This window comes from Brevundimonas sp. TWP2-1, assembly GCF_049897645.1.
Taxonomy (GTDB): Bacteria; Pseudomonadota; Alphaproteobacteria; order Caulobacterales; family Caulobacteraceae; genus Brevundimonas.
Genome location: NZ_JAFCWR010000002.1, coordinates 919228 through 937196 on the forward strand (window position 1 = coordinate 919228; position 17969 = coordinate 937196).

General features: G+C 67.6%; 19 protein-coding genes. 7 read left to right on the plus strand and 12 right to left on the minus strand.

Annotated elements, in window-relative coordinates; translation table 11 throughout:
* Positions 1 to 6: 6 nt before the first annotated feature.
* Positions 7 to 930: a methionyl-tRNA formyltransferase gene (gene fmt, locus ACP7BH_RS14885; protein ID WP_425986468.1), complete on the plus strand. Its 924-nt coding sequence runs from the start codon at positions 7 to 9 to the stop codon at positions 928 to 930.
* On the opposite strand, the gene ACP7BH_RS14890 is transcribed toward fmt, so the two are convergent.
* Complete coding sequence (locus tag ACP7BH_RS14890) at positions 922 to 1164, minus strand: hypothetical protein (protein WP_287396799.1); 243 nt, start codon at positions 1162 to 1164, stop codon at positions 922 to 924. The genes fmt and ACP7BH_RS14890 overlap by 9 nt on opposite strands.
* 12 nt (positions 1165 to 1176) lie before the next feature.
* Here ACP7BH_RS14890 and truA point away from each other — a divergent pair, with 12 nt between their 5' ends.
* Complete coding sequence (gene truA, locus ACP7BH_RS14895; protein ID WP_425986471.1) at positions 1177 to 1920, plus strand: tRNA pseudouridine(38-40) synthase TruA; 744 nt, start codon at positions 1177 to 1179, stop codon at positions 1918 to 1920.
* Positions 1921 to 1938: 18 nt separating this feature from the next.
* Here the strand turns inward: truA and ACP7BH_RS14900 are convergent, their stop codons facing one another.
* The 4 genes from ACP7BH_RS14900 to ACP7BH_RS14915 all read right to left on the minus strand — a co-directional run bounded on the left by ACP7BH_RS14900 (position 1939) and on the right by ACP7BH_RS14915 (position 5849).
* Positions 1939 to 2997, minus strand: a complete 1059-nt coding sequence (locus ACP7BH_RS14900; protein ID WP_425986473.1) for an aspartate-semialdehyde dehydrogenase — start codon at positions 2995 to 2997, stop codon at positions 1939 to 1941.
* A 394-nt stretch (positions 2998 to 3391) separates the two neighbouring features.
* Positions 3392 to 4609: a beta-ketoacyl-ACP synthase I gene (gene fabB, locus ACP7BH_RS14905; protein ID WP_425986475.1), complete on the minus strand. Its 1218-nt coding sequence runs from the start codon at positions 4607 to 4609 to the stop codon at positions 3392 to 3394.
* A gap of 64 nt (positions 4610 to 4673) precedes the next feature.
* Complete coding sequence (gene fabA, locus ACP7BH_RS14910; protein WP_425986477.1) at positions 4674 to 5207, minus strand: 3-hydroxyacyl-[acyl-carrier-protein] dehydratase FabA; 534 nt, start codon at positions 5205 to 5207, stop codon at positions 4674 to 4676.
* Between the two features lie 69 nt (positions 5208 to 5276).
* The gene (locus tag ACP7BH_RS14915) at positions 5277 to 5849 is read right to left on the minus strand and encodes an SH3 domain-containing protein (RefSeq protein ID WP_425986479.1); all 573 of its coding nucleotides are present in this window, start codon (positions 5847 to 5849) and stop codon (positions 5277 to 5279) included.
* Positions 5850 to 5917: 68 nt separating this feature from the next.
* On the opposite strand from ACP7BH_RS14915, the gene ACP7BH_RS14920 reads away from it, so the two are divergent.
* Entirely contained in the window at positions 5918 to 6904 is a 987-nt protein-coding gene (locus tag ACP7BH_RS14920; RefSeq protein ID WP_425986481.1) for a 2-hydroxyacid dehydrogenase, read from the plus strand.
* Here the strand turns inward: ACP7BH_RS14920 and ACP7BH_RS14925 are convergent.
* Entirely contained in the window at positions 6901 to 8109 is a 1209-nt protein-coding gene (locus ACP7BH_RS14925; protein WP_425986482.1) for a DUF6880 family protein, read from the minus strand. The genes ACP7BH_RS14920 and ACP7BH_RS14925 overlap by 4 nt on opposite strands.
* Before the next feature lie 120 nt (positions 8110 to 8229).
* Between ACP7BH_RS14925 and ACP7BH_RS14930 the strand changes: the two genes are divergently transcribed.
* Positions 8230 to 8481 (plus strand): hypothetical protein, encoded by a 252-nt coding sequence (locus ACP7BH_RS14930; RefSeq protein WP_409719555.1) that lies wholly within the window; start codon positions 8230 to 8232, stop codon positions 8479 to 8481.
* Between the two features lie 3 nt (positions 8482 to 8484).
* Here ACP7BH_RS14930 and ACP7BH_RS14935 read toward each other — a convergent pair whose 3' ends face one another.
* The 3 genes from ACP7BH_RS14935 to ACP7BH_RS14945 form a co-directional block, all read right to left on the minus strand.
* A complete protein-coding gene (locus ACP7BH_RS14935) occupies positions 8485 to 9222 on the minus strand; it encodes a HesA/MoeB/ThiF family protein (RefSeq protein WP_425986484.1) in 738 nt (245 codons plus the stop codon).
* A gap of 45 nt (positions 9223 to 9267) precedes the next feature.
* The gene (locus tag ACP7BH_RS14940) at positions 9268 to 9678 is read right to left on the minus strand and encodes a BLUF domain-containing protein (RefSeq protein ID WP_425986486.1); all 411 of its coding nucleotides are present in this window, start codon (positions 9676 to 9678) and stop codon (positions 9268 to 9270) included.
* 117 nt (positions 9679 to 9795) lie between these two features.
* Positions 9796 to 10197 (minus strand): BLUF domain-containing protein, encoded by a 402-nt coding sequence (locus ACP7BH_RS14945; protein WP_425986488.1) that lies wholly within the window; start codon positions 10195 to 10197, stop codon positions 9796 to 9798.
* Positions 10198 to 10330: 133 nt separating this feature from the next.
* Between ACP7BH_RS14945 and hslV the strand changes: the two genes are divergently transcribed.
* Entirely contained in the window at positions 10331 to 10891 is a 561-nt protein-coding gene (gene hslV, locus ACP7BH_RS14950) for an ATP-dependent protease subunit HslV (protein ID WP_425986490.1), read from the plus strand.
* 13 nt (positions 10892 to 10904) lie between these two features.
* On the opposite strand, the gene ACP7BH_RS14955 is transcribed toward hslV, so the two are convergent.
* Both ACP7BH_RS14955 and ACP7BH_RS14960 read right to left on the minus strand, forming a co-directional pair.
* The gene (locus ACP7BH_RS14955; RefSeq protein WP_425986492.1) at positions 10905 to 11486 is read right to left on the minus strand and encodes a ClpP family protease; all 582 of its coding nucleotides are present in this window, start codon (positions 11484 to 11486) and stop codon (positions 10905 to 10907) included.
* The gene (locus ACP7BH_RS14960; protein WP_425986494.1) at positions 11486 to 11692 is read right to left on the minus strand and encodes a hypothetical protein; all 207 of its coding nucleotides are present in this window, start codon (positions 11690 to 11692) and stop codon (positions 11486 to 11488) included. Before ACP7BH_RS14960 ends, ACP7BH_RS14955 begins: the two co-directional genes overlap by 1 nt.
* Before the next feature lie 162 nt (positions 11693 to 11854).
* Here ACP7BH_RS14960 and hisS point away from each other — a divergent pair, with 162 nt between their 5' ends.
* On the plus strand, positions 11855 to 13369 hold the full coding sequence (gene hisS, locus ACP7BH_RS14965) for a histidine--tRNA ligase (protein ID WP_425986497.1): 1515 nt from the start codon (positions 11855 to 11857) through the stop codon (positions 13367 to 13369).
* A gap of 367 nt (positions 13370 to 13736) precedes the next feature.
* Here hisS and ACP7BH_RS14970 read toward each other — a convergent pair whose 3' ends face one another.
* Positions 13737 to 15860: a M13 family metallopeptidase gene (locus ACP7BH_RS14970; protein ID WP_425986500.1), complete on the minus strand. Its 2124-nt coding sequence runs from the start codon at positions 15858 to 15860 to the stop codon at positions 13737 to 13739.
* Positions 15861 to 16016: 156 nt separating this feature from the next.
* Here ACP7BH_RS14970 and ACP7BH_RS14975 point away from each other — a divergent pair, with 156 nt between their 5' ends.
* A complete protein-coding gene (locus tag ACP7BH_RS14975; RefSeq protein ID WP_425986502.1) occupies positions 16017 to 17855 on the plus strand; it encodes a cation:proton antiporter in 1839 nt (612 codons plus the stop codon).
* The last annotated feature ends 114 nt before the right edge of the window (positions 17856 to 17969 follow it).

A 17969-nucleotide genomic window follows, 5' to 3' on the forward strand; every position in this document is an offset into this window, starting at 1 on the left:
GTGCCCATGCGCCTTGCCTTCATGGGAACTCCCGACTTCGCCGTGCCGTCTCTGGCCGAGCTGATCGCCTCGGGTCACGAGATCGTCGCCGTCTATTCGCAGCCGCCGCGCCCCAAGGGCCGGGGCCAGAAGCTGACGCCGTCGCCGGTCCACGCCTTCGCCGAGACCATGGGCCTGCCCGTTTTCACGCCCGAGAGCATGAAGTCGCCCGAGGCCATCGCCGACTTCCAGAGCCTGGACCTCGACGCCGCCTGCGTCGTCGCCTACGGCCAGATCCTCAAGGCCGAGGTGCTGGATGCGCCCCGCCTGGGCTGTTTCAACCTTCATGGTTCGCTGCTGCCCCGCTGGCGTGGCGCCGCCCCGATCCAGCGCGCCATCATGGCCGGCGACGCCCAGACCGGCGTCCAGATCATGCAGATGGGCGTCGGCCTGGACGAAGGCCCCATCCTGCTGACCGAGCTGATGGACATCCGCGCCGACGATACGGCCGCCACCCTGTCCGAGCGCATGTCTCATGTCGGCGCCGGCCTGTGGCCCCGGGCGCTGGCCGCCATCGAGCGCGGCAGCGTCACCGCGTCGGAGCAAGTCGGCGAGCCGACCTACGCCAGAAAGATCACCCCCGCCGAAGCCCGCATCGACTGGGCCCGTCCGGCCGCCGAGGTGGACGCCCATATCCGCGGCCTGTCGCCCTTTCCCGGCGCCTGGTTCGAGGCCCCGTCTGAGGCGGGGCCAGTGCGGATCAAGGCCCTGCTATCGGCGCTGGCGGCGGGTTCGGGCGCGCCGGGCGAGACCCTGGACGACGCCCTGACCGTGGCCTGCGGGACCGGCGCCGTGCGCCTGATCCGGGTTCAGCGCGAGGGCAAGGCGGCGCAGTCGGCCGAGGAGATGCTGCGCGGCTTTTCCCTGCCGGCCGGGACCATATTAGGCTGAGAGATTGAACTCGCGGCCTAGGATTTCCCAAAGAGCCTTGGCGCTGTCCGAGGTCAGCTGAAAAGTCTGGCTCTGGCTGTTCGGTTTGGCTCTATCTGCTGATCCGAGGGTGTCGATCTGCAAAAAGGCGCGGCCATCACGTTTAAAAACGCCATAGTGGCCGACGACGTGAGTTGGGTGCAGCTTGAGCTCCCGCTCTCTATCGAGCGGCTGGAACTGGTCGATGACGGCCATGTGGAGTCCTGAGTGCCTAGGTACAAACTGACTATTGAATACGACGGCACGGCCTACAACGGCTTTCAGGCTCAAGAGGACCAGCCGACGGTTCAGGGCGCGGTCGAGGCCGCGATACTGGCCTTTTCGGGCGAGCGCATCCGCATCGCCGCCGCCGGCCGCACCGACACCGGCGTTCATGCGACCGCCCAGGTCATCCATGCCGATCTAGACCGCGACTGGCCGGTCGATACGGTGCTGAACGCCATCAACGCCCATCTGATCAAGCAGGATGTCTGCGTCCTGTCTGCGGACTATGCGCCCGATCCCGAATGGCACGCGCGGTTCTCGGCCACCGGCCGGGGCTATCTGTACCGGATCCTGAACCGCCGCCCCCAGCCGGTGCTGGAGCGCGACCGGGTCTGGCACGTCAAGAAGAGCCTGGACGCCGAGGCCATGCACCATGCGGCCCAGGTCCTGGTCGGCCTGCACGACTTCACCACCTTCCGCGACGTGGGCTGCCAGTCCAAGTCGCCGGTCAAGACCCTGGACGTCGCCCGCGTCAGCCGTTTCGGCGAGGAGGTGCATCTGGTCTTCCAGGCCCGCAGCTTCCTGCACCGCCAGGTTCGGTCGATGGCCGGGACCCTGGTCGAGGTGGGTCTGGGGCGCTGGACCGCCCATGACGTCAAGGCGGCGCTGGAGGCGAAGGACCGCGCCCGGTGCGGTCCCGTCGCCCCCTCGGCGGGGCTCTATCTCAGCGGCGTGCGCTACGACTGAACCCCGCTTGGAGACTGGTCAGCCGCGCTGCTGCACCAGAACCTCGGCGATCTGCACCGCGTTCAGGGCCGCGCCCTTCCTCAGATTGTCGTTTGAGACGAACAGGGCCAGGCCGTGCTCGACCGTCGGATCGGGACGCACCCGGCCGACGAAGACAGGGTCCTGTCCCGCCGCCTCCAGCGGGTTCGGTACGGCGGTGACGACCACGCCCGGCGCCTGGGCCAGCAGTTCCAACGCCTGGGCCGCCGACAGCGCCCGCTCGAACTCGACATTGATCGACAGCGAGTGGCCGGTGAAGACCGGCACGCGCACGCAGGTGCCGGACACCGGCAGGCCGGGGATCTCCAGGATCTTGCGGCTCTCGTCGCGCAGCTTCAACTCCTCATCGGTATAGCCGTCCTCACCGAGGCTGTAGTTCAGGGCCACGACGTTCGCGGCGATCGGCACGACCCACTTTTCCGGCGCGCCGAAGTCCACGGCCCCGCCGTCGCGGGCCAAGGCGGCGCCCTGTCCCACGGCCGCCCGCGCCTGGTCCTCCAGCACGCGGATCCCCTCGACCCCGCCGCCCGAGACGGCCTGATAGGTCGAGACGGTCAGACGCTTCAGGCCCGCCGCATCGTGCAGGGGCTTCAGCACCGGCATGGCGGCCATGGTGGTGCAGTTGGGGTTGGCGATGATCCCCTTGGGCAGGTTGGCCAGGGCGTGGGGGTTCACCTCGGCGACCACCAGCGGGACCTGGGGGTCAGAGCGCCAGGCCGAGGAGTTGTCGATCACCACCGCCCCGGCCGCCGCGACCTTGGGCGCCAAAGCCTTGGACGTATCGCCGCCGGCCGAGAAGAAGACGATGTCCAGACCGGCGTAGTCGGCGCTGGCCGCATCCTCGACCACGATGTCGGTCTCGCTGAAACGGATCGTCTTGCCCGCCGACCGGGCCGAGGCGAACAGGCGCAGTGAGGCCAGCGGGAAGTTCCGCTCGGCTAACAGCCCGCGCATCATCTCGCCGACGAGGCCGGTGGCGCCGACGATACCCAAGTGGACGGGGCCGACATGCGGCGGATTGGACGGGGAAAAGGACATTCAGGCGTCTCCTGGAAGGATGGAGGCGCGGGGTTCAGCCGGATCGACCGCCCCGCGCATCGGCGGGGTTCGGGATCGGGGTTCGGCGCTTCAGACCTTGCGCACACCCGAAACCGCCCCGCCGAAGCCGGTGGTTTTCGAGGTCATCGCTTTGGTCAGGCGCTGGGTCACGGCGACGCTCTCTAAGGGTGAGAATCGGTCGTGTAAACAGCCAAGTTGAGAATGATCGGGCGCGGGCGCCCCCATTGAGAGTCCCGCGCGCAAAAACTTCGTCATCCCCGCCCTTGTGGCGAGGATCCAGACTCCCGGTCCATCCGCAGGGTGCGCCATCGTTGAACACCGGGCGTCTAGATCCCAGGGACAAGCCCTGGGATGACGGGTAATCGGTAGAGGGTCAGACCTTCGACAGGATCAGCGTGCCGTTGGTGCCGCCGAAGCCGAAGCTGTTTGACATGACGTGGGTCAGTTCGCCCTCGTGGCGCTGACGCAGGATCGGCATGCCCTCGAACGCCGGATCGAGAGTCTCGATATGGGCGCTCTCGGCGGCGAAGCCGTTCTGCATCATCAACAGGCAGTAGATGGCTTCCTGCGCGCCCGCCGCGCCGAGCGAGTGGCCCGTCAGCGACTTCGTCGAGGAGATCATCGGCATCTGGTCGCCGAAGACGGCGCGGACGGCCTCCATTTCCTTGGAGTCGCCGACCGGGGTCGAGGTGCCGTGCGGGTTCAGATAGTCGATCCGGGGATTGCCGGCCTGTTCCAGCGCGATCTTCATGCAGCGCTGGGCGCCCTCGCCAGAGGGGGCGACCATGTCGTGACCGTCGGAATTGGCGCCGTAGCCGGTGACTTCGGCATAGATGGTCGCGCCGCGCGCCTTGGCCCGTTCGTATTCCTCCAGCACCACGATGCCCGCGCCGCCGGCGATGACGAAGCCGTCGCGGTTGACGTCATAGGCGCGCGAGGCGACCGACGGATTGTCGTTGAAGTCGGACGACATGGCGCCCATGGCGTCGAACATGTTCGACATGGACCAGTCGATGTCCTCGCAGCCGCCGGCGAAGACCACGTCCTGCTTGCCCCACTGGATCTGTTCGACCCCGGCGCCGATGCAGTGGGCGCTGGTCGCGCAGGCCGAGCTGATCGAATAGTTGACGCCGCGCATCTGGAACCATGTCGACAGAACAGCCGACGGGCCGGACGCCATGGCCTTGGGCACCGCGAACGGGCCGATGCGCTTGGGCGAGCCGCGCTCCACCGTGGTGGCGGCGGCCTGCAGGATGACCTGGGTCGAGGGACCGCCCTCGCCCACGATCAGACCGATGCGGTCGTCCTTGATCTCGTCGGCCGTCATGCCCGACGACTTCAGCGCCTCTTCGAAGGCGATGTGCCCCCAGGCCGTGCCGTTGGCCAGGAAGCGGGCCGCGCGACGATCCACCAGTTCCTCCCACGGGCCGATCTTGGGCGGCGCCCAGACTTGGCTGCGGAAGCCGTATTTGGCGTGATCGGGGGCATGGACGACGCCCGAACGGGCTTCGCGCAGGGACTGGGTGACCTCTTCGGCGCCGTGACCGATGGAGGAGACGATGCCCAGGCCAGTGACGACGACACGACGCATGGTGTTTCCTTCTGATGCTTCTCGACCCGAGGGTCTTCCGCCTTGTTCGCGGTTATATAGGGGCTTAAGCGCCCGCCGCCTCATCCTTGGCCCCGAACAGGCCGACCCGCATGTCATTGCAGGTGTAGATGACCTGACCGTCGGCCTCCAGCACGCCGTCGGCGATGCCCATGACCAGTTTGCGGTTGATGACGCGCTTCAGGTTGATCTTGTAGACCACCTTCTTGATGTCGGGCGTGACCTGACCCGTGAACTTGACCTCGCCGACGCCCAGGGCGCGGCCGCGGCCCGGGCCGCCGATCCAGCCGAGGTAGAAGCCGACCAGTTGCCACATGGCGTCCAGGCCCAGGCAGCCGGGCATGACCGGGTCGCCGATGAAGTGGCACTGGAAGAACCAGAGCTCGGGATTGATGTCCAGTTCGGCCTCGACATAGCCCTTGCCGTGCTCGCCGCCGTCCGCATTGATCGTCGTGATCCGGTCGAACATCAGCATCGGAGGGGCAGGCAGCTGGGCGTTGCCGGGACCGAACAGTTCGCCGCGGCCCGAGGCCAGCAGGGCCTCATGATCAAAGGACGAAGGGTATTGGGACTGGGTCAAGGCGCTTCCGTTTCTTGATACGTTGCGCGCGGGTTACACGACCGCGCCGCTTCGCTCAACAGCGTGCGGTCAGTTGCGCCCCGTGCCCGCCGGCCGATTGGCGTTGCACAGCGCCCTTTCCTGGGTTCCGAACACCGCCCGTTGCGCCACCCAGCCTTCCAGCCGCCGCGCCCGGACCTTGCACCAGCCCTCTTCGCATTCGTCCAGCAGCACCAGGGCGCGCGGCGACAGGCGCGCGCGCACCGAGGCCGTCTCGGACCGGCCTGAGCGGATCGGCACTTCTTGAGCGGTCGTGTTGAAGACATAGCGCCGCCCCGACGAGACGGTGCGGTGGATCCAGGCCACGGCGCCGTCCGGATCGCAGATCTTGCGCCATTCAGTCGTCTCGGCGATCACCTGAACCGGCAGGCCGGCGGCGCGGTATTCCCACAGGATCGGATAATCCAGCCCCGGCCCCTGACGGGCGCGCACGTGCGAGGACTTCAGAGAAATCCAGCGCGGCACCTCCAGCCCGGTCGGGGTCGGGCGGCCGTCAGGCATGGTCGCGCCCCCGCTCGCCATCACCCCGAGACCGAGAATCGCCAGAACGACGGCGGTGCGGCGTCGCAGGCTTTGGAAGATGGCGGCGGCTTTGCTAGACACTGAATGGAACGACCCGTCGCGCGGGCTTTCGATCCGTCTGAATCGCCGCCCGCAAACCAAGGCCCGCAATGTCCGCCCGCAAGCTTAAGGTCGTATTAACCAGACGCCTGCCCGACGCGGTGGAAACGCGGATGCGCGAGCTGTTCGACGCCGAACTGAACCTGAAGGACCAGCCGATGGACCGCGCCGCGCTCCAGGCCGCCGTCCAGCGCGCCGAGGTTCTGGTCCCGACCATCACCGACGTCATCGACGCCGACCTGATCAACGACGCGGGCGAGCAGTTGAAGATGATCGCCAACTTCGGCGCCGGGGTGGACCATATCGACATCGACGCCGCCGTGGCGCGCGGCATCATCGTCACCAACACCCCCGGCGTCCTGACCGAGGACACGGCCGACCTGGCCATGAGCCTGATCCTGGCCGTCAGCCGCCGCATCGTCGAGGGCGCCCAGGTGGTCGCCGAAGGGCGGTTCGAGGGCTGGACCCCCACCTGGATGTGCGGCCGCAAACTGTGGGGCAAGCGGCTGGGCATCGTCGGCATGGGCCGGATTGGCCAGGCCCTGGCCCGCCGCGCCAAGGCCTTCGGGCTCCAGGTCCATTATCATAACCGCAAACCCGTCCCGGCCCTGATCGAGGAAGAACTGGGCGCGACCTATTGGGACGATCTGGACCAGATGCTGGCGCGGATGGACATCGTCTCGCTGAACTGTCCGGCGACGAAGGACACCCATCACCTGCTGTCGGCCGAGCGTCTGGCCCGGCTCCAGCCCCACGCCATCCTGATCAACACCGCGCGCGGCGAACTGATCGACGAGGCGGCCCTGTCTCAGGCCGTGGCCATGCGCGCCTTGTCAGGCGTCGGCCTGGACGTGTTCGAGAACGAGCCGGACATCCACCCCGGCCTGCTGGGCCAGCCGAACGTCGTCCTGCTGCCCCACCTGGGCTCGGCCACCCTGGAGGCCCGCCAGGACATGGGCGACCGGGTCATCGCCAACGTCATGACCTACCAGAACGGCCACCGCCCGCCGGACCGCGTCATTCCAGCGATGCTCTAGGGCGCAGCCAGCAACCGCTCGGCCGCATCGGGGTATTTTTGCGCCAGCCGCGCCGCCCAGTCCGTCTTCAACGGCAGCGGCGCTCGGACCTCGCGGATGCGGCGCTCGACCAGGTCGGCCGCCTCTCTGTGCGCGGGCCAGTCCATCAGGAAGCCCAGCGCCGTCTCGAAATCGGCATAGGTGGCAGCGTGGGCCAAGGCGCGGTCCAGCGCCTCGACGTCATCGAAGTCCGGCAGGCCCGCCAGATAGGCCCTCAGCACCGGCGCCGACAGGTCGCGTTCGAACATGGCCCAGCGAAGCTCCTGCGCCTCGTCCTTGCGGCCCTCGGCTTCCAGCAGGTCGATCGAGGTCGCCTCCCAGGCTGGCGTCAGGCTCGGCGGGCCGGCCTGGGGCGAACGCCCGAACGTCCAGCGCCGATTGCCCGCCGACGGCGCCAGCGCCGCCTCCAGCGCCTGTCGCGCCTCTGGGATGCGGTCGGCGACCAGCAACCGCTTGGCCATCACCGCCGCGAAATCCGGCGAGCCCCGCTCCTCCGGCGTGGTCAGCGACAGCCACAAATCGAGATCGCCCGCCCGATCCGCCAGCCGCCGCATCACCGTCCGCATCCCGCGCGCGCTCGATGTCTTGTCCAGAGGGTCCAGCAGCCGCCTGGCCAGGTCTGCCGTCAGTTCCTCGCCGCCCGCCCCGATCCAGCGAGCGTATTCCAGCGGCTGACGCTCCACCGCCTGAGCCAGCGGCGCGACAGCCTTCTCGTCGGCCTGAACCGCAGCCCCGGCAACCCGCCACAGGTCCGGCGCCGCCGTCTCGAACGCGGCCGCCACCTCGCCCTTCTGATCCTTGACCCGCGTCGCCAGACCGCGAAACAGGTCGAACCAGGCGATCAGCCGCTCCAGCCCCTGCCCCGGCGCCGCCACGGCCAGATCGTCCACGATGGCCCCGCGCAGGATGTCCAGATCGCGCAACAGGTCGGGGCGCTTGCGCCACGACACCCGCGCGCGGCTGGTGGCGATGGTCGACAGACGCTTGTCCAGTTCCAGCGCCAACAGGTCCGGCCCGGCCTCGGCCGCCAGCACCAGCCGAAGACGGCGCTTCAGAATGGCGTCCGCGTCGGCCGCCTGCATCAGCAGCTCGCCCAGGCGATCAGCCCCCAACCCGCTCAGATTGGCGGCGTTCAGGCGTTTGGGCGAGGCGGGACGTCGGGCCATCGGGCCTCCTTTTCACAAGTCTGTCGGACCGGACTCACACGGCTGTCGAAAACCACGGGCAGGGGAGGAACCGCCGCGAGCGGGCTTCGTTTCCGGCGACCTGTCTGAGGAAGTGTTGCGTTGGACTCCTACTATTGCATCGTCAACCTGCCCGGCGTTCCGGTGCGGGACATCTGCGTGCTCGACGCCGCCAACGACACGGCTGCCAATCAGGCGCTGGAGGGGATCGCCCGCAACTGGGTCGGGTTCGAGACCCTGTATCTGTATTGCGGCGAACGACTGGTGACGGTGCTCAGCAATCCCGCCCTGGGTTTCGCCGCGCCCTTGCCGGATCTGGACCTGGCCGACATCCGCTTCGCCACCGCCGCCTGAGGCTCAGCCGCCGCACACGTGGCAATGGGGGTCTGCCCCCACCCGCACGGTGCGCGCCGTGCCCGCCAGACCGTCATAGAGCAGCAGCCGTCCGGTCAGGGCCTCGCCCGCCCCCGTGATCAGCTTGATCACCTCCAGCGCCGCCATCGACCCGATCACGCCCGCCAGCGCCCCGACCACCCCGACGCGCGAGCAGGTTTCCGCGTCCGGCGGAATCTCCGGCGTCAGGCATTGATAGCAGGGCCGGCCCGCAAACACCCCGACCTGACCATTCCAACGGCCCAACGCCCCCGACACCAGCGGCTTGCCCACCGCCACACATGCTGCATTGACCCAGAGCCGGGTCTGGAAATCGTCGGTGCCGTCCAGCACGATGTCGAACGCGGCCACCCGCGCCGCTGCATTGTCGAGCGTCAGCCGCTCGGCGAAGGTCTCGACCGTCACATGAGGATTGAGACCACCCAGCCGTTCAGCCGCCGCCTCGACCTTGGGCCGGCCGACCTCCGCAGTGGAAAAGGCGATCTGGCGCTGCAGGTTGGACAGGCCCACCACGTCGTCGTCGATCAGGCCCAGCGTCCCGACGCCCGCCGCCGCCAGATATAGCGCCGCTGGCGATCCCACGCCGCCCGCGCCGACGATCAGCACCCGCGCGCGTTTCAGCGCCTGCTGCCCCGGCCCGCCCACTTCGGACAGGACCAGATGCCGCGCATAGCGTTCGACTTCGTCTTCGGAAAAGATCACCGCCCTATCTAGCCCTGCCGACGACGGGGCGCGAGGGGCGCCGCGTCAAACGGCGTCGGCCATTCTCTCGACCAGGCGCGCCAGAACGCGATCCGCATGGACCGCCGCGTCGGGCTGCATCAGGTCCGAGGCCATGAACGCCTCGGCCTCGGGCGTCGTCTCCAGCCGCGCCATGGCCCAGTTCGGGAACAGACGCTCCGCGACCGACTGGTCGGACACGATCCGCAGATTCTCGTGGCGGCGATCTTGGCTCAGCCGCCCCATGACGCGGTTCAGATCGGCGCGCGCGCCTTCCAGAACCTGCAGGAACCGTCCGTCGTGGCGCATCAGCACACCCGTCAGATGGTCGCGACGATTATTCTGTTCGGACACGCCGATGATGTCGATCAGGGGCATCAGGCCGGAACCGACCAGCCCGGTCGCCTCGCTGACATAGACAATACGGAACAACGCCATACCCACTCTGTACGCAACTCAGGGCCAAGGCCCGACATCGCGACAGCTAGGCGATGAGGGTTAACAGAAGGCGCCAGCCTATGGGCCGGGTCAGAAGGGCCGGGCTAAGGGGCCGGTTCAGGCGGCCATCGTGACGTGTTCGCACGACAGCAGCTTTTCCAGCCCCGCGCTGGACAGATCGCTCAATCGCCGACCATGCAGAATGTCACGGGCCTGGGCGTCGTTGAGGGCGCGCAACCGGGCTGAGTCCCGCATCCGGCGCTGCATCACAGGACGATCTTCCAGAACGCGGAGGTTGCGATGACGCGGATCGTTCGACAGGCGCGTCAGCAGCCGGTCCAGGTCGGCCCGCGCACCTTCCGCCACCTGGGCCGCTTCGCCGTCGTGGAACATCATCGCGCTGCTGATCTCGTCGCGACGGTTGTTGCGCTCCGACACGCCGAGGATTTCTGCGACCGACTGCACGTCACGACCTGACGCACCGATCATTTCACTCACGAAAACGATGCGATAAAGCACGACTTATCCCCCGATAGCGCCGATCATTGAGATGATCTGCGCCTTCTAGCCATTATTGGGGTCAAAATAAGACGCCGTTATCCCAATCGACCCCGGACTTGATGCACGCCGCCCGGCGCGCCATCTGACGGGGATGACACAGAGCGCTTCAAACTTCCCCGACTGGCACGGCACAACCATCCTGGCGGTGCGCAAGAACGGCCGCACCGTCATCGCAGGCGACGGCCAGGTCTCCATGGGGCCGACCATCGTCAAGGGCGCGGCGCGCAAGGTGCGGGTGCTGGCCGGCGGCAAGGTGCTGGCGGGCTTCGCCGGGGCCACGGCCGACGCCTTCACCCTGATCGAGCGGCTGGAGGCCAAGCTGGAGCAGTATCCTGACCAGCTGGCCCGCGCCTGTGTGGACCTGGCCAAAGACTGGCGCACCGACCGCTATCTGCGCCGGCTTGAGGCCATGCTGCTGGTGGCGGACAAGTCGTCCATCTTCACCGTGACCGGCGTCGGCGACGTGCTGGAGCCGGAGTACGGCGTCGCCGCTGTTGGTTCGGGCGGCAACTACGCCCTGTCGGCCGCCCGCGCACTGATCGATGAGACCGAGCTGGACGCCGAACAGGTCGCCCGCAAGGCCATGAAGATCGCCGCAGAGATTTGCGTCTACACCAACGGCAATCTGACGGTGGAAACGCTTCAGGCTTGATCCGGCCGCCGTGTCAGATCACTTCCGCGATCAGGCCCAGCGCCTTGGCCTCCTGGGCCTCGATATACCAGTTGGCCGGGGCGCGTTTCAGCACCTCCTCCATGGTGACGGAGGATCCCCGCACCAGGTTCTCGAACCCCTCGTTCTGGATGGCGATGGAGTGTTCGAGCTCGTTCAGCATCGCCCGAACCGAGGCGATGCAGGTGGTCAGCGGCCCGGTGACGTGCAGCTGCTTGTCCATCTTGCGCTCATGAATCATCACCCGCGCGCCCCGTGTCAGATAGCGGTTCTCCACGGCGAAGAAGCTCATGAAGGTGGCTCCGGCGGAATAGATCGCCGCCTTGCCAAGGAAGACCAGCCGCCGCGAAGGATTGATGTCGCTCTGGAACCGGACATCCTCGCCCATCATCCGCGCCACTTCCGGATCGCCGCCCAGGGTCGATAGCTCGATGACCGTCAGGCCGCTGTCCGGCGCCTCAGTCATCTGCCGCCTGAAGCGTTCGTACATGGCGTAATCGACCGCGCCGGCCAGCAGGATGCGCGGCGTATCGAAGGCTTCTGCGGTCAGAACGCCCTTCGGCGCCGCCCTGGTCATCAGACTTCGCGGGACGACGAGGCGTCTTCGCTGACGGGATACCCCTGCGCCGAGGCCCAGGATTTCGCCTCGCCGATGGAGAAGAAGGCCTGGTCCCGGACGTGTCGCGACCCGTCCGTATCGACCAGTTCGCACTCCCACCAGCGGATCGTGCGTCGGTCCGACGTGTTGCAGGTGCGGGGTACGAGAAGGGCGTGCGGCGTCATGGCCTCAACAACGAAAAACCCGCGCCCAGGTTCCGCCGCATTGCGATTTCTCTTTGCGTAACAATCGTCTGCATCCATCAACCGACATTCGTCGATCCTCCCATATCGCTCTCGCCGCCCATGCAATTTGCGATGGCCCTCCCCTTGGCTTAAGCGCGCGGCATGAGCACCGCCGACAAGACCTCGTCATCCTCGGGCGAGACCCGAGGACCCATTGCCCGCAACCCGCGCGGTTTCGCCGACAAGCGCGGCCGCGACCTGACCGCTGAACGCCGCATCGTGGCGCGCGTGTCCGAGGTCTATGAGCGCTGGGGCTTCGAACCGCTGGAGACGCCGGCCTTCGAATACGCCGATGCGCTGGGCAAATTCCTGCCCGACGCCGACCGCCCCAACGAAGGCGTGTTCGCGCTTCAGGACGACGCCGGGTCGGACGAGCCGGGCGAATGGATGGCCCTGCGTTACGACCACACCGCGCCCCTGGCCCGGTTCGCGGCCCAGACGTGGGAGACCCTGCCCAAGCCGTTCCGGCGCTACGCCTATGGCCCGGTGTGGAGGAACGAGAAGCCCGGCCCCGGTCGCTTCCGCGAGTTCTGGCAGTGCGACGCCGACACCGTCGGTTCCGACCGGCCCGAGGCTGACGCGGAGATCATCGCCATGGCTTGCGAAGGCCTGGGCTCCGCCGGCCTCGACGCGGGCCAGGCCCAGATCCGCGTCTCGAACCGCAAACTGTTCGACGGCCTGTTCGACGCCGGCGGGGTGACCGAGGCCGGTCAGCGGCTGACGGCGCTTCGCGCCATCGACAAGTTCGACCGCCTGGGCTGGGAGGGCGTGGTCCAGCTGCTGGGCGAGGGCCGCCTGGACGACTCCGGCGACTATACCAAGGGCGCGAGCCTGCCGGCCAAGGTGACCGGCGCCATCGAAGCCTTCCTGGCTTCAGCCAACACCCCCGGCCTGTCGCGCGCCGAGACCCTGGATGCGGTCGCCCGCTCCGGTGACCTGGGCGCGGCGGGCGAAGCGGCGCTGAACGAACTGGCCGCCATCGACCGGGCGCTGGGCGCCATGCGGGTCGGCCAGGAGGCGGTGAAGTTCGACCCCACCATCGTGCGCGGCCTGGAATATTACACCGGCGCCGTGTTCGAGGCCGAACTGCTGCTGGACACCGTGGACGACAAGGGCCGCCCGGTTCGCTTCGGCTCTATCGGCGGCGGCGGCCGCTATGACGACCTGGTCGCCCGCTTCACCGGCCAGAGCACGCCCGCCACCGGCTTCTCGTTTGGCGTCTCGCGCCTGGCCTCAGCCTTGCGCGCGGCCGGTCGCGGCGCCGAGGACGCCGTGCGCGGCCCCGTGGTGGTCATCGTCTTCTCCGAGGACGACATGGCCCATTATCTGACCGCCGTCGCTGAACTGCGCGCCGCGGGCGTATCCGCCGAGCTCTATCTGGGTCGCGCAGGCATGAAGGCCCAGATGAAATACGCCGACCGGCGCGGCGCCCCTGCCGTCGTCATCCTGGGCGGGGACGAGATCGCCGCCGGCGAGGTCACCATCAAGGATCTGGACGCCGGCCGCGCCGCCGCCGCCGCCATTACCGACAACGACGCCTGGAAGGCCGAACGTCCGGGCCAGATGAAACTCCCTCGCGAAGGTCTGGTCGCCGCCATCAAATCCATTATCGAATAAGCTTCGATAATAAGAGGTCTCGAAGATGGGTTATCAGCGATAAGTCGAAGAAAGTTCGACTCGGGCGAAACCCGCCGTTGACGCGGACGGGGCCGATGCGTCAAATGAACTCACTCGAGGGCAAGCGTTGCTCAAGCGCGCAGCACTCGAAGGCGTTTCGGGGAGGAAACGTCCGCTCTTCAAAGAGCGCGAAAGCCCGCTGCGATGTATCCCCCGCAGCGGGCTTTTTCGCGCCTGGAGCCCAGCGCAATCTCTGAAAAACCTCGACAAATTGTAGATGCGATGTCGAGGTTTCGAGAGGCGATCATCGACATGAAAAGGGCCGGGGCGAACCCCGGCCTTTTCCGTTTATCGAAGAAGCGTCACCTTACCAGAGGCGAACGCGTTCCTCAGGCGTCAGATAGTATTTCGTGCCCGGCTGAACGTCGAAGGCGTCGTACCAGGCGTCCATGTTGCGCACCGGGCCGATGACCCGGAACTGGGCCGCCGAGTGCGGGTCGGTGGCGACCTGCTGCTTCAGGGCTTCGTCGCGGTATTTCGACTGCCAGACCTGGGCCCAGCCGTAGAAGAAGCGCTGGTCGCCCGTCGCCCCGTCCAGAACCGGCGCCGGCTGGCCATTCAGCGAGAGGTGATAGGCCTCCAGGCCCACGGCCACGCCCGAGGCGTCGCCGATGTTCTCGCCCATCGTCAGGCCGGGGTTGATGGTGTAGCCGGCGATCGGCTCGTAGGTCGCATATTGCGCACCCAGACGCGCCGTCAGGGCCTCGAAGTTGGCCTTGTCCTGCGGCGTCCACCAGTTGCGCAGCACGCCGTCGCCGTCGGACTTGGAGCCCTGGTCGTCGAAACCGTGGCCGATCTCGTGGCCGATCACCCCGCCGATGCCGCCATAATTGACCGCCGCATCGCCGTTCGGATCGAAGAAGGGCGGCTGCAGGATCGCCGCCGGGAAGACGATCTCGTTGTTGGCGGAGTTGTAATAGGCGTTCACCGTCTGCGGGGTCATGCCCCACTCGGACTTGTCGACCGGTTCGTTCAGGCGGGCCAGGTCATAGTTCCACTCGAACAGGCCGCGGCGCTCGGCGTTGCCGACCAGGTCGTCGGGGCGGACCTCCAGGCCGGAGTAGTCGCGCCATTTGTCGGGATAGCCGATCTTGACCGTGAACTTGCGCAGCTTCTCCTGCGCCGCCGCCTTGGTCTCGGTCCCCATCCACGTCAGGTTTTCGATCCGGTGCGACAGGGCGGTGCGCAGGTTGGCGACCAGTTCTTCCATCTTGGCCTTGGATTCGGCCGGGAAATACTGGGCGACATAGAGCCGGCCCGCAGCCTCGCCCAGCGAACCTTCGGCGAAGGAAATGGCGCGCTTTTCACGGGTGCGCTGCTCGGGCTGGCCAGACAGGTCGCGCGAGCGGAACTCCCACTGGGCGTCCGAGAAGCGCTTGGACATCATCGGCGCCATGTCGTCGGCGGTGTGGAAGGCTTCCCAGGCCTGCAACAGCTCGACCGGCGTCTCGGCGTAGATGGCCGCGATCTTGGGCATGGCCGTGTCCTGACGCACGATCAGGCGCGGCACGCCGCCCAGTTCGGCGGCGTCGTAATAGGCCTGCCAGGCGAAGCCCGGCGCGTCCTCGGCCAGCTTGGCGATGGTGAACTCGTTGTAGGTCTTGTCGCGGTTGCGGTTCTCGGCCGGCGACCAGTGGGCCTCGGCGATCTTGCTTTCCAGAGCCACGATCTGGGCGGCGGTCTCGGTCGGATTGGCCCAGCCGATCATGCCCAGCATGCGCGCGACATAGGCCTCGTACAGGACCTTCTTGTCGGCGAAACGCGCGTCCAGATAATAGTCGCGGTTCGGCAGACCGATGCCCGATTGGCCCGTCGAGACGACGTAGCGGGTCGGTTGTTTGGAATCGATGGTGATGCCGGTGCCGAAGAAGGACGAACCGAAGCGGCCGACTGTCTGGCCCATATAGACGGCCATCTTTTCATGGCTGTCGGCGGCGCGGATCGCGGCCAGATAGGGTTGCAGCGGCTGGGCGTCCAGCTGCTCGATGCGCGCCTCGTCGATATAGGAGCGATAGGCGTCGGCGACCTTGGCCTCGTCCGAACCGGGCGCCAGGTCGGTGCGGTTCGCCAGGCCCAGCACCAGTTCCTTCATGCGGTTGTCCGACAGTTCGCGCAGCAGGGCGAACGAGCCGTAGCTGGTGCGATCCGACGGGATGACCAGTTTTTCCAGCGCCTTGCCGTTGGCGTACTGGAAGAAGTCGTCGCCCGGCTTCACCGATGTGTCGCGGCCGGCCATGTCGAAGCCCCAGGTCCCGTAGCGGGGCGCCTCGACGCCTTTCCAGCCCGCCGCCGCCTCTTCACCCGAGAACAGCGAAACGATCGAGCAAGCGTCGTCGATGCAGGCGTGGTCGTGGCCGATATCCTGAGCCAGAACCGTGCTGGCGGGCAGAAGAAGGGCGCCGACGGCGGCCCCGATAAGCAGACGTTTCATCACTATGTCCCTGTTCCCACCCGGCATTTGGATGGTTCGGCGCAGACCCTAGTCCGGCGAGGGGGGGTGTCGCCTTAAAAAAAGTTCATGATTCAGATGCGACCTCTCGCCACGGCGCGGGGATCAGGGTCTGATACGTGGACATAAGGGGGGCGGATGCACGGTCAGGGCGGGGACTATAAGGATCTGGTGGTCTTTCTGGCCGCCGCCGGCGTCATCGTGCCCCTGGTCAACCGGCTCAAGATCAGTCCCATCCTGGGTTTCCTGGCGGCGGGGGTGCTGCTGGGGCCGGACGGCCTTGGCCGGTTCGCGCAGAGCGTGCCCTGGCTGTCGTGGTTGACCATCGGCGATCCGGGTCAGTTGGCCCAGCTGTCGGAACTGGGCGTCGCCTTTCTTCTGTTCATGATCGGGCTGGAGCTGTCGTGGGAGCGGCTGCGCGCCATGCGCCGGCTGGTGTTCGGCCTGGGCCTGATGCAGGTCGTGGTCTGCACCGCCGTTCTGGCCTGTGGTTTCCTGCTGATGGGTCAGACGCTGGCCAGCGCCGTGGTGCTGGGCATGGGCCTGGCCCTGTCCTCGACCGCCGTGGTCATGCCGGTCCTGGCCGAACGCGGGCGACTGAAGGGGACCGTCGGCCGATCCACCTTCGCCATCCTGCTGGCCCAGGATCTGTCCGTCGCCCCCATCCTGATCACCGTCACCGTCCTGGCGGCCTTGGCCCAGCAGGGCGGCGCGCTGGACACCGCCGTCCTGGGGCGCGCCCTGTTCACCCTGGTGCCGGCCGCCATCGGCCTGGGGCTGATGGTCCTGCTGGGCCGCGTCGTGCTGCGGCCCATGTTCCGGTCGGTGGCCAAGGCCCGCAAGGTCGATCAGGGCGGCGAACTGTTCGTCGCCGCCTCCCTGCTGGTGGTGGTGGGCGCCGGCCTCGCCGCCCAGGCCAGCGGCCTGTCGATGAGCATCGGCGCCCTGCTGGCCGGGGTTCTGCTGGCCGAGACCGAGTTCCGGCGCGAGGTCGAGGTTTCCATCGAACCGTTCAAGGGCCTGTTGCTGGGCGTCTTCTTCGTCGGGGTCGGCCTGGGGCTGGACCTGGACGCCATCGCCGCCGATCCCGTCGGCGTCTTCGGCCTGGCCCTGGCGCTGACGGTCGTGAAGACGGGCGTCATCTTCAGCCTGGCGCGGTTTTGGGGCCTGGGCGCGCGACCGGCGCTGGAGACGGCCCTGGTCCTGGCCCCGGCGGGCGAGTTCGCCTTCGTCGTCTTCGCCACCGGCCTGGTCGAAGGCCTGGCGCCGCCCCAACTGACCAACACCGTGGCCCTGTCGGCGACGGTCAGCATCTTCTCCATCCCCCTGCTGGCCCTGCTGGGTCAGCGGCTGGCGCGCAAGACGGCGCCGGATGGCGAGCGCCTGCCCGACCTTCCTCCGCCCGAGGCGATGGACGGGGCCGTGATCATCGTCGGCTTCGGCCGTGTCGGGCGGCTGATCGGCGAGATGCTGAAGGAGCACGACCAGGCCTTCATCGCCCTGGACACCGATCCCGGCGCCGTCTCGGCCGGCCGGCGCGACGGCTTCGACGTCTTCTATGGCGACGCCGGCCGCCGTGAGATGCTGCAGCACTGCGGCGTGCAATCCACCCGCGCCCTGATCGTGACCATGGACGCCCCGACCAAAGTGGACGAGGTGGTCACGGCCGCGCGGTCGATGCGCGAGGATCTGATCCTGATCGCCCGCGCCCGCGACGACCAGCACGCCATGCGGCTGTATGGACTGGGCGTCACCGACGCCGTGCCGGAGACGACCGAGGCCAGCCTGCAGCTGGCCGAAAACACCCTGGTCGATCTGGGCGTGCCCATGGGTCTGGTGCTCGCTTCCATCCACGAACGGCGCGACCAGTTCCGCAAGGCCTTCCAGGCAGCGACCCCGATCGAGCGCCGCAATCGCCCCAGCCGGGCGCTGCGCCGCACTGTCCGTCCGGCCAAAACTGCCCCCAGCCAAGACTAGGGACTCATACCTACGGTCGCCAAGCGGACCCATTTTCGTCATGGTTCCATGATGCAAGCGCGGCTTCCGTATCCCTGCATCTTCGGAGCAGCAGCGCCCATCCGTCCCGCCCTC

What these genes read in the sequence shown, in the direction of transcription:
- fmt (WP_425986468.1), top strand. Translation starts at nt 7, where the DNA reads ATGCGCCTTGCCTTCATGGGAACTCCCGACTTCGCCGTGCCGTCTCTG.
- ACP7BH_RS14890 (WP_287396799.1), bottom strand. Translation starts at nt 1,164, where the DNA reads ATGGCCGTCATCGACCAGTTCCAGCCGCTCGATAGAGAGCGGGAGCTC.
- ACP7BH_RS14900 (WP_425986473.1), bottom strand. Translation starts at nt 2,997, where the DNA reads ATGTCCTTTTCCCCGTCCAATCCGCCGCATGTCGGCCCCGTCCACTTG.
- fabB (WP_425986475.1), bottom strand. Translation starts at nt 4,609, where the DNA reads ATGCGTCGTGTCGTCGTCACTGGCCTGGGCATCGTCTCCTCCATCGGT.
- ACP7BH_RS14920 (WP_425986481.1), top strand. Translation starts at nt 5,918, where the DNA reads ATGTCCGCCCGCAAGCTTAAGGTCGTATTAACCAGACGCCTGCCCGAC.
- ACP7BH_RS14925 (WP_425986482.1), bottom strand. Translation starts at nt 8,109, where the DNA reads ATGGCCCGACGTCCCGCCTCGCCCAAACGCCTGAACGCCGCCAATCTG.
- ACP7BH_RS14940 (WP_425986486.1), bottom strand. Translation starts at nt 9,678, where the DNA reads ATGGCGTTGTTCCGTATTGTCTATGTCAGCGAGGCGACCGGGCTGGTC.
- hslV (WP_425986490.1), top strand. Translation starts at nt 10,331, where the DNA reads ATGACACAGAGCGCTTCAAACTTCCCCGACTGGCACGGCACAACCATC.
- ACP7BH_RS14955 (WP_425986492.1), bottom strand. Translation starts at nt 11,486, where the DNA reads ATGACCAGGGCGGCGCCGAAGGGCGTTCTGACCGCAGAAGCCTTCGAT.
- ACP7BH_RS14960 (WP_425986494.1), bottom strand. Translation starts at nt 11,692, where the DNA reads ATGACGCCGCACGCCCTTCTCGTACCCCGCACCTGCAACACGTCGGAC.
- hisS (WP_425986497.1), top strand. Translation starts at nt 11,855, where the DNA reads ATGAGCACCGCCGACAAGACCTCGTCATCCTCGGGCGAGACCCGAGGA.
- ACP7BH_RS14970 (WP_425986500.1), bottom strand. Translation starts at nt 15,860, where the DNA reads ATGAAACGTCTGCTTATCGGGGCCGCCGTCGGCGCCCTTCTTCTGCCC.
- ACP7BH_RS14975 (WP_425986502.1), top strand. Translation starts at nt 16,017, where the DNA reads ATGCACGGTCAGGGCGGGGACTATAAGGATCTGGTGGTCTTTCTGGCC.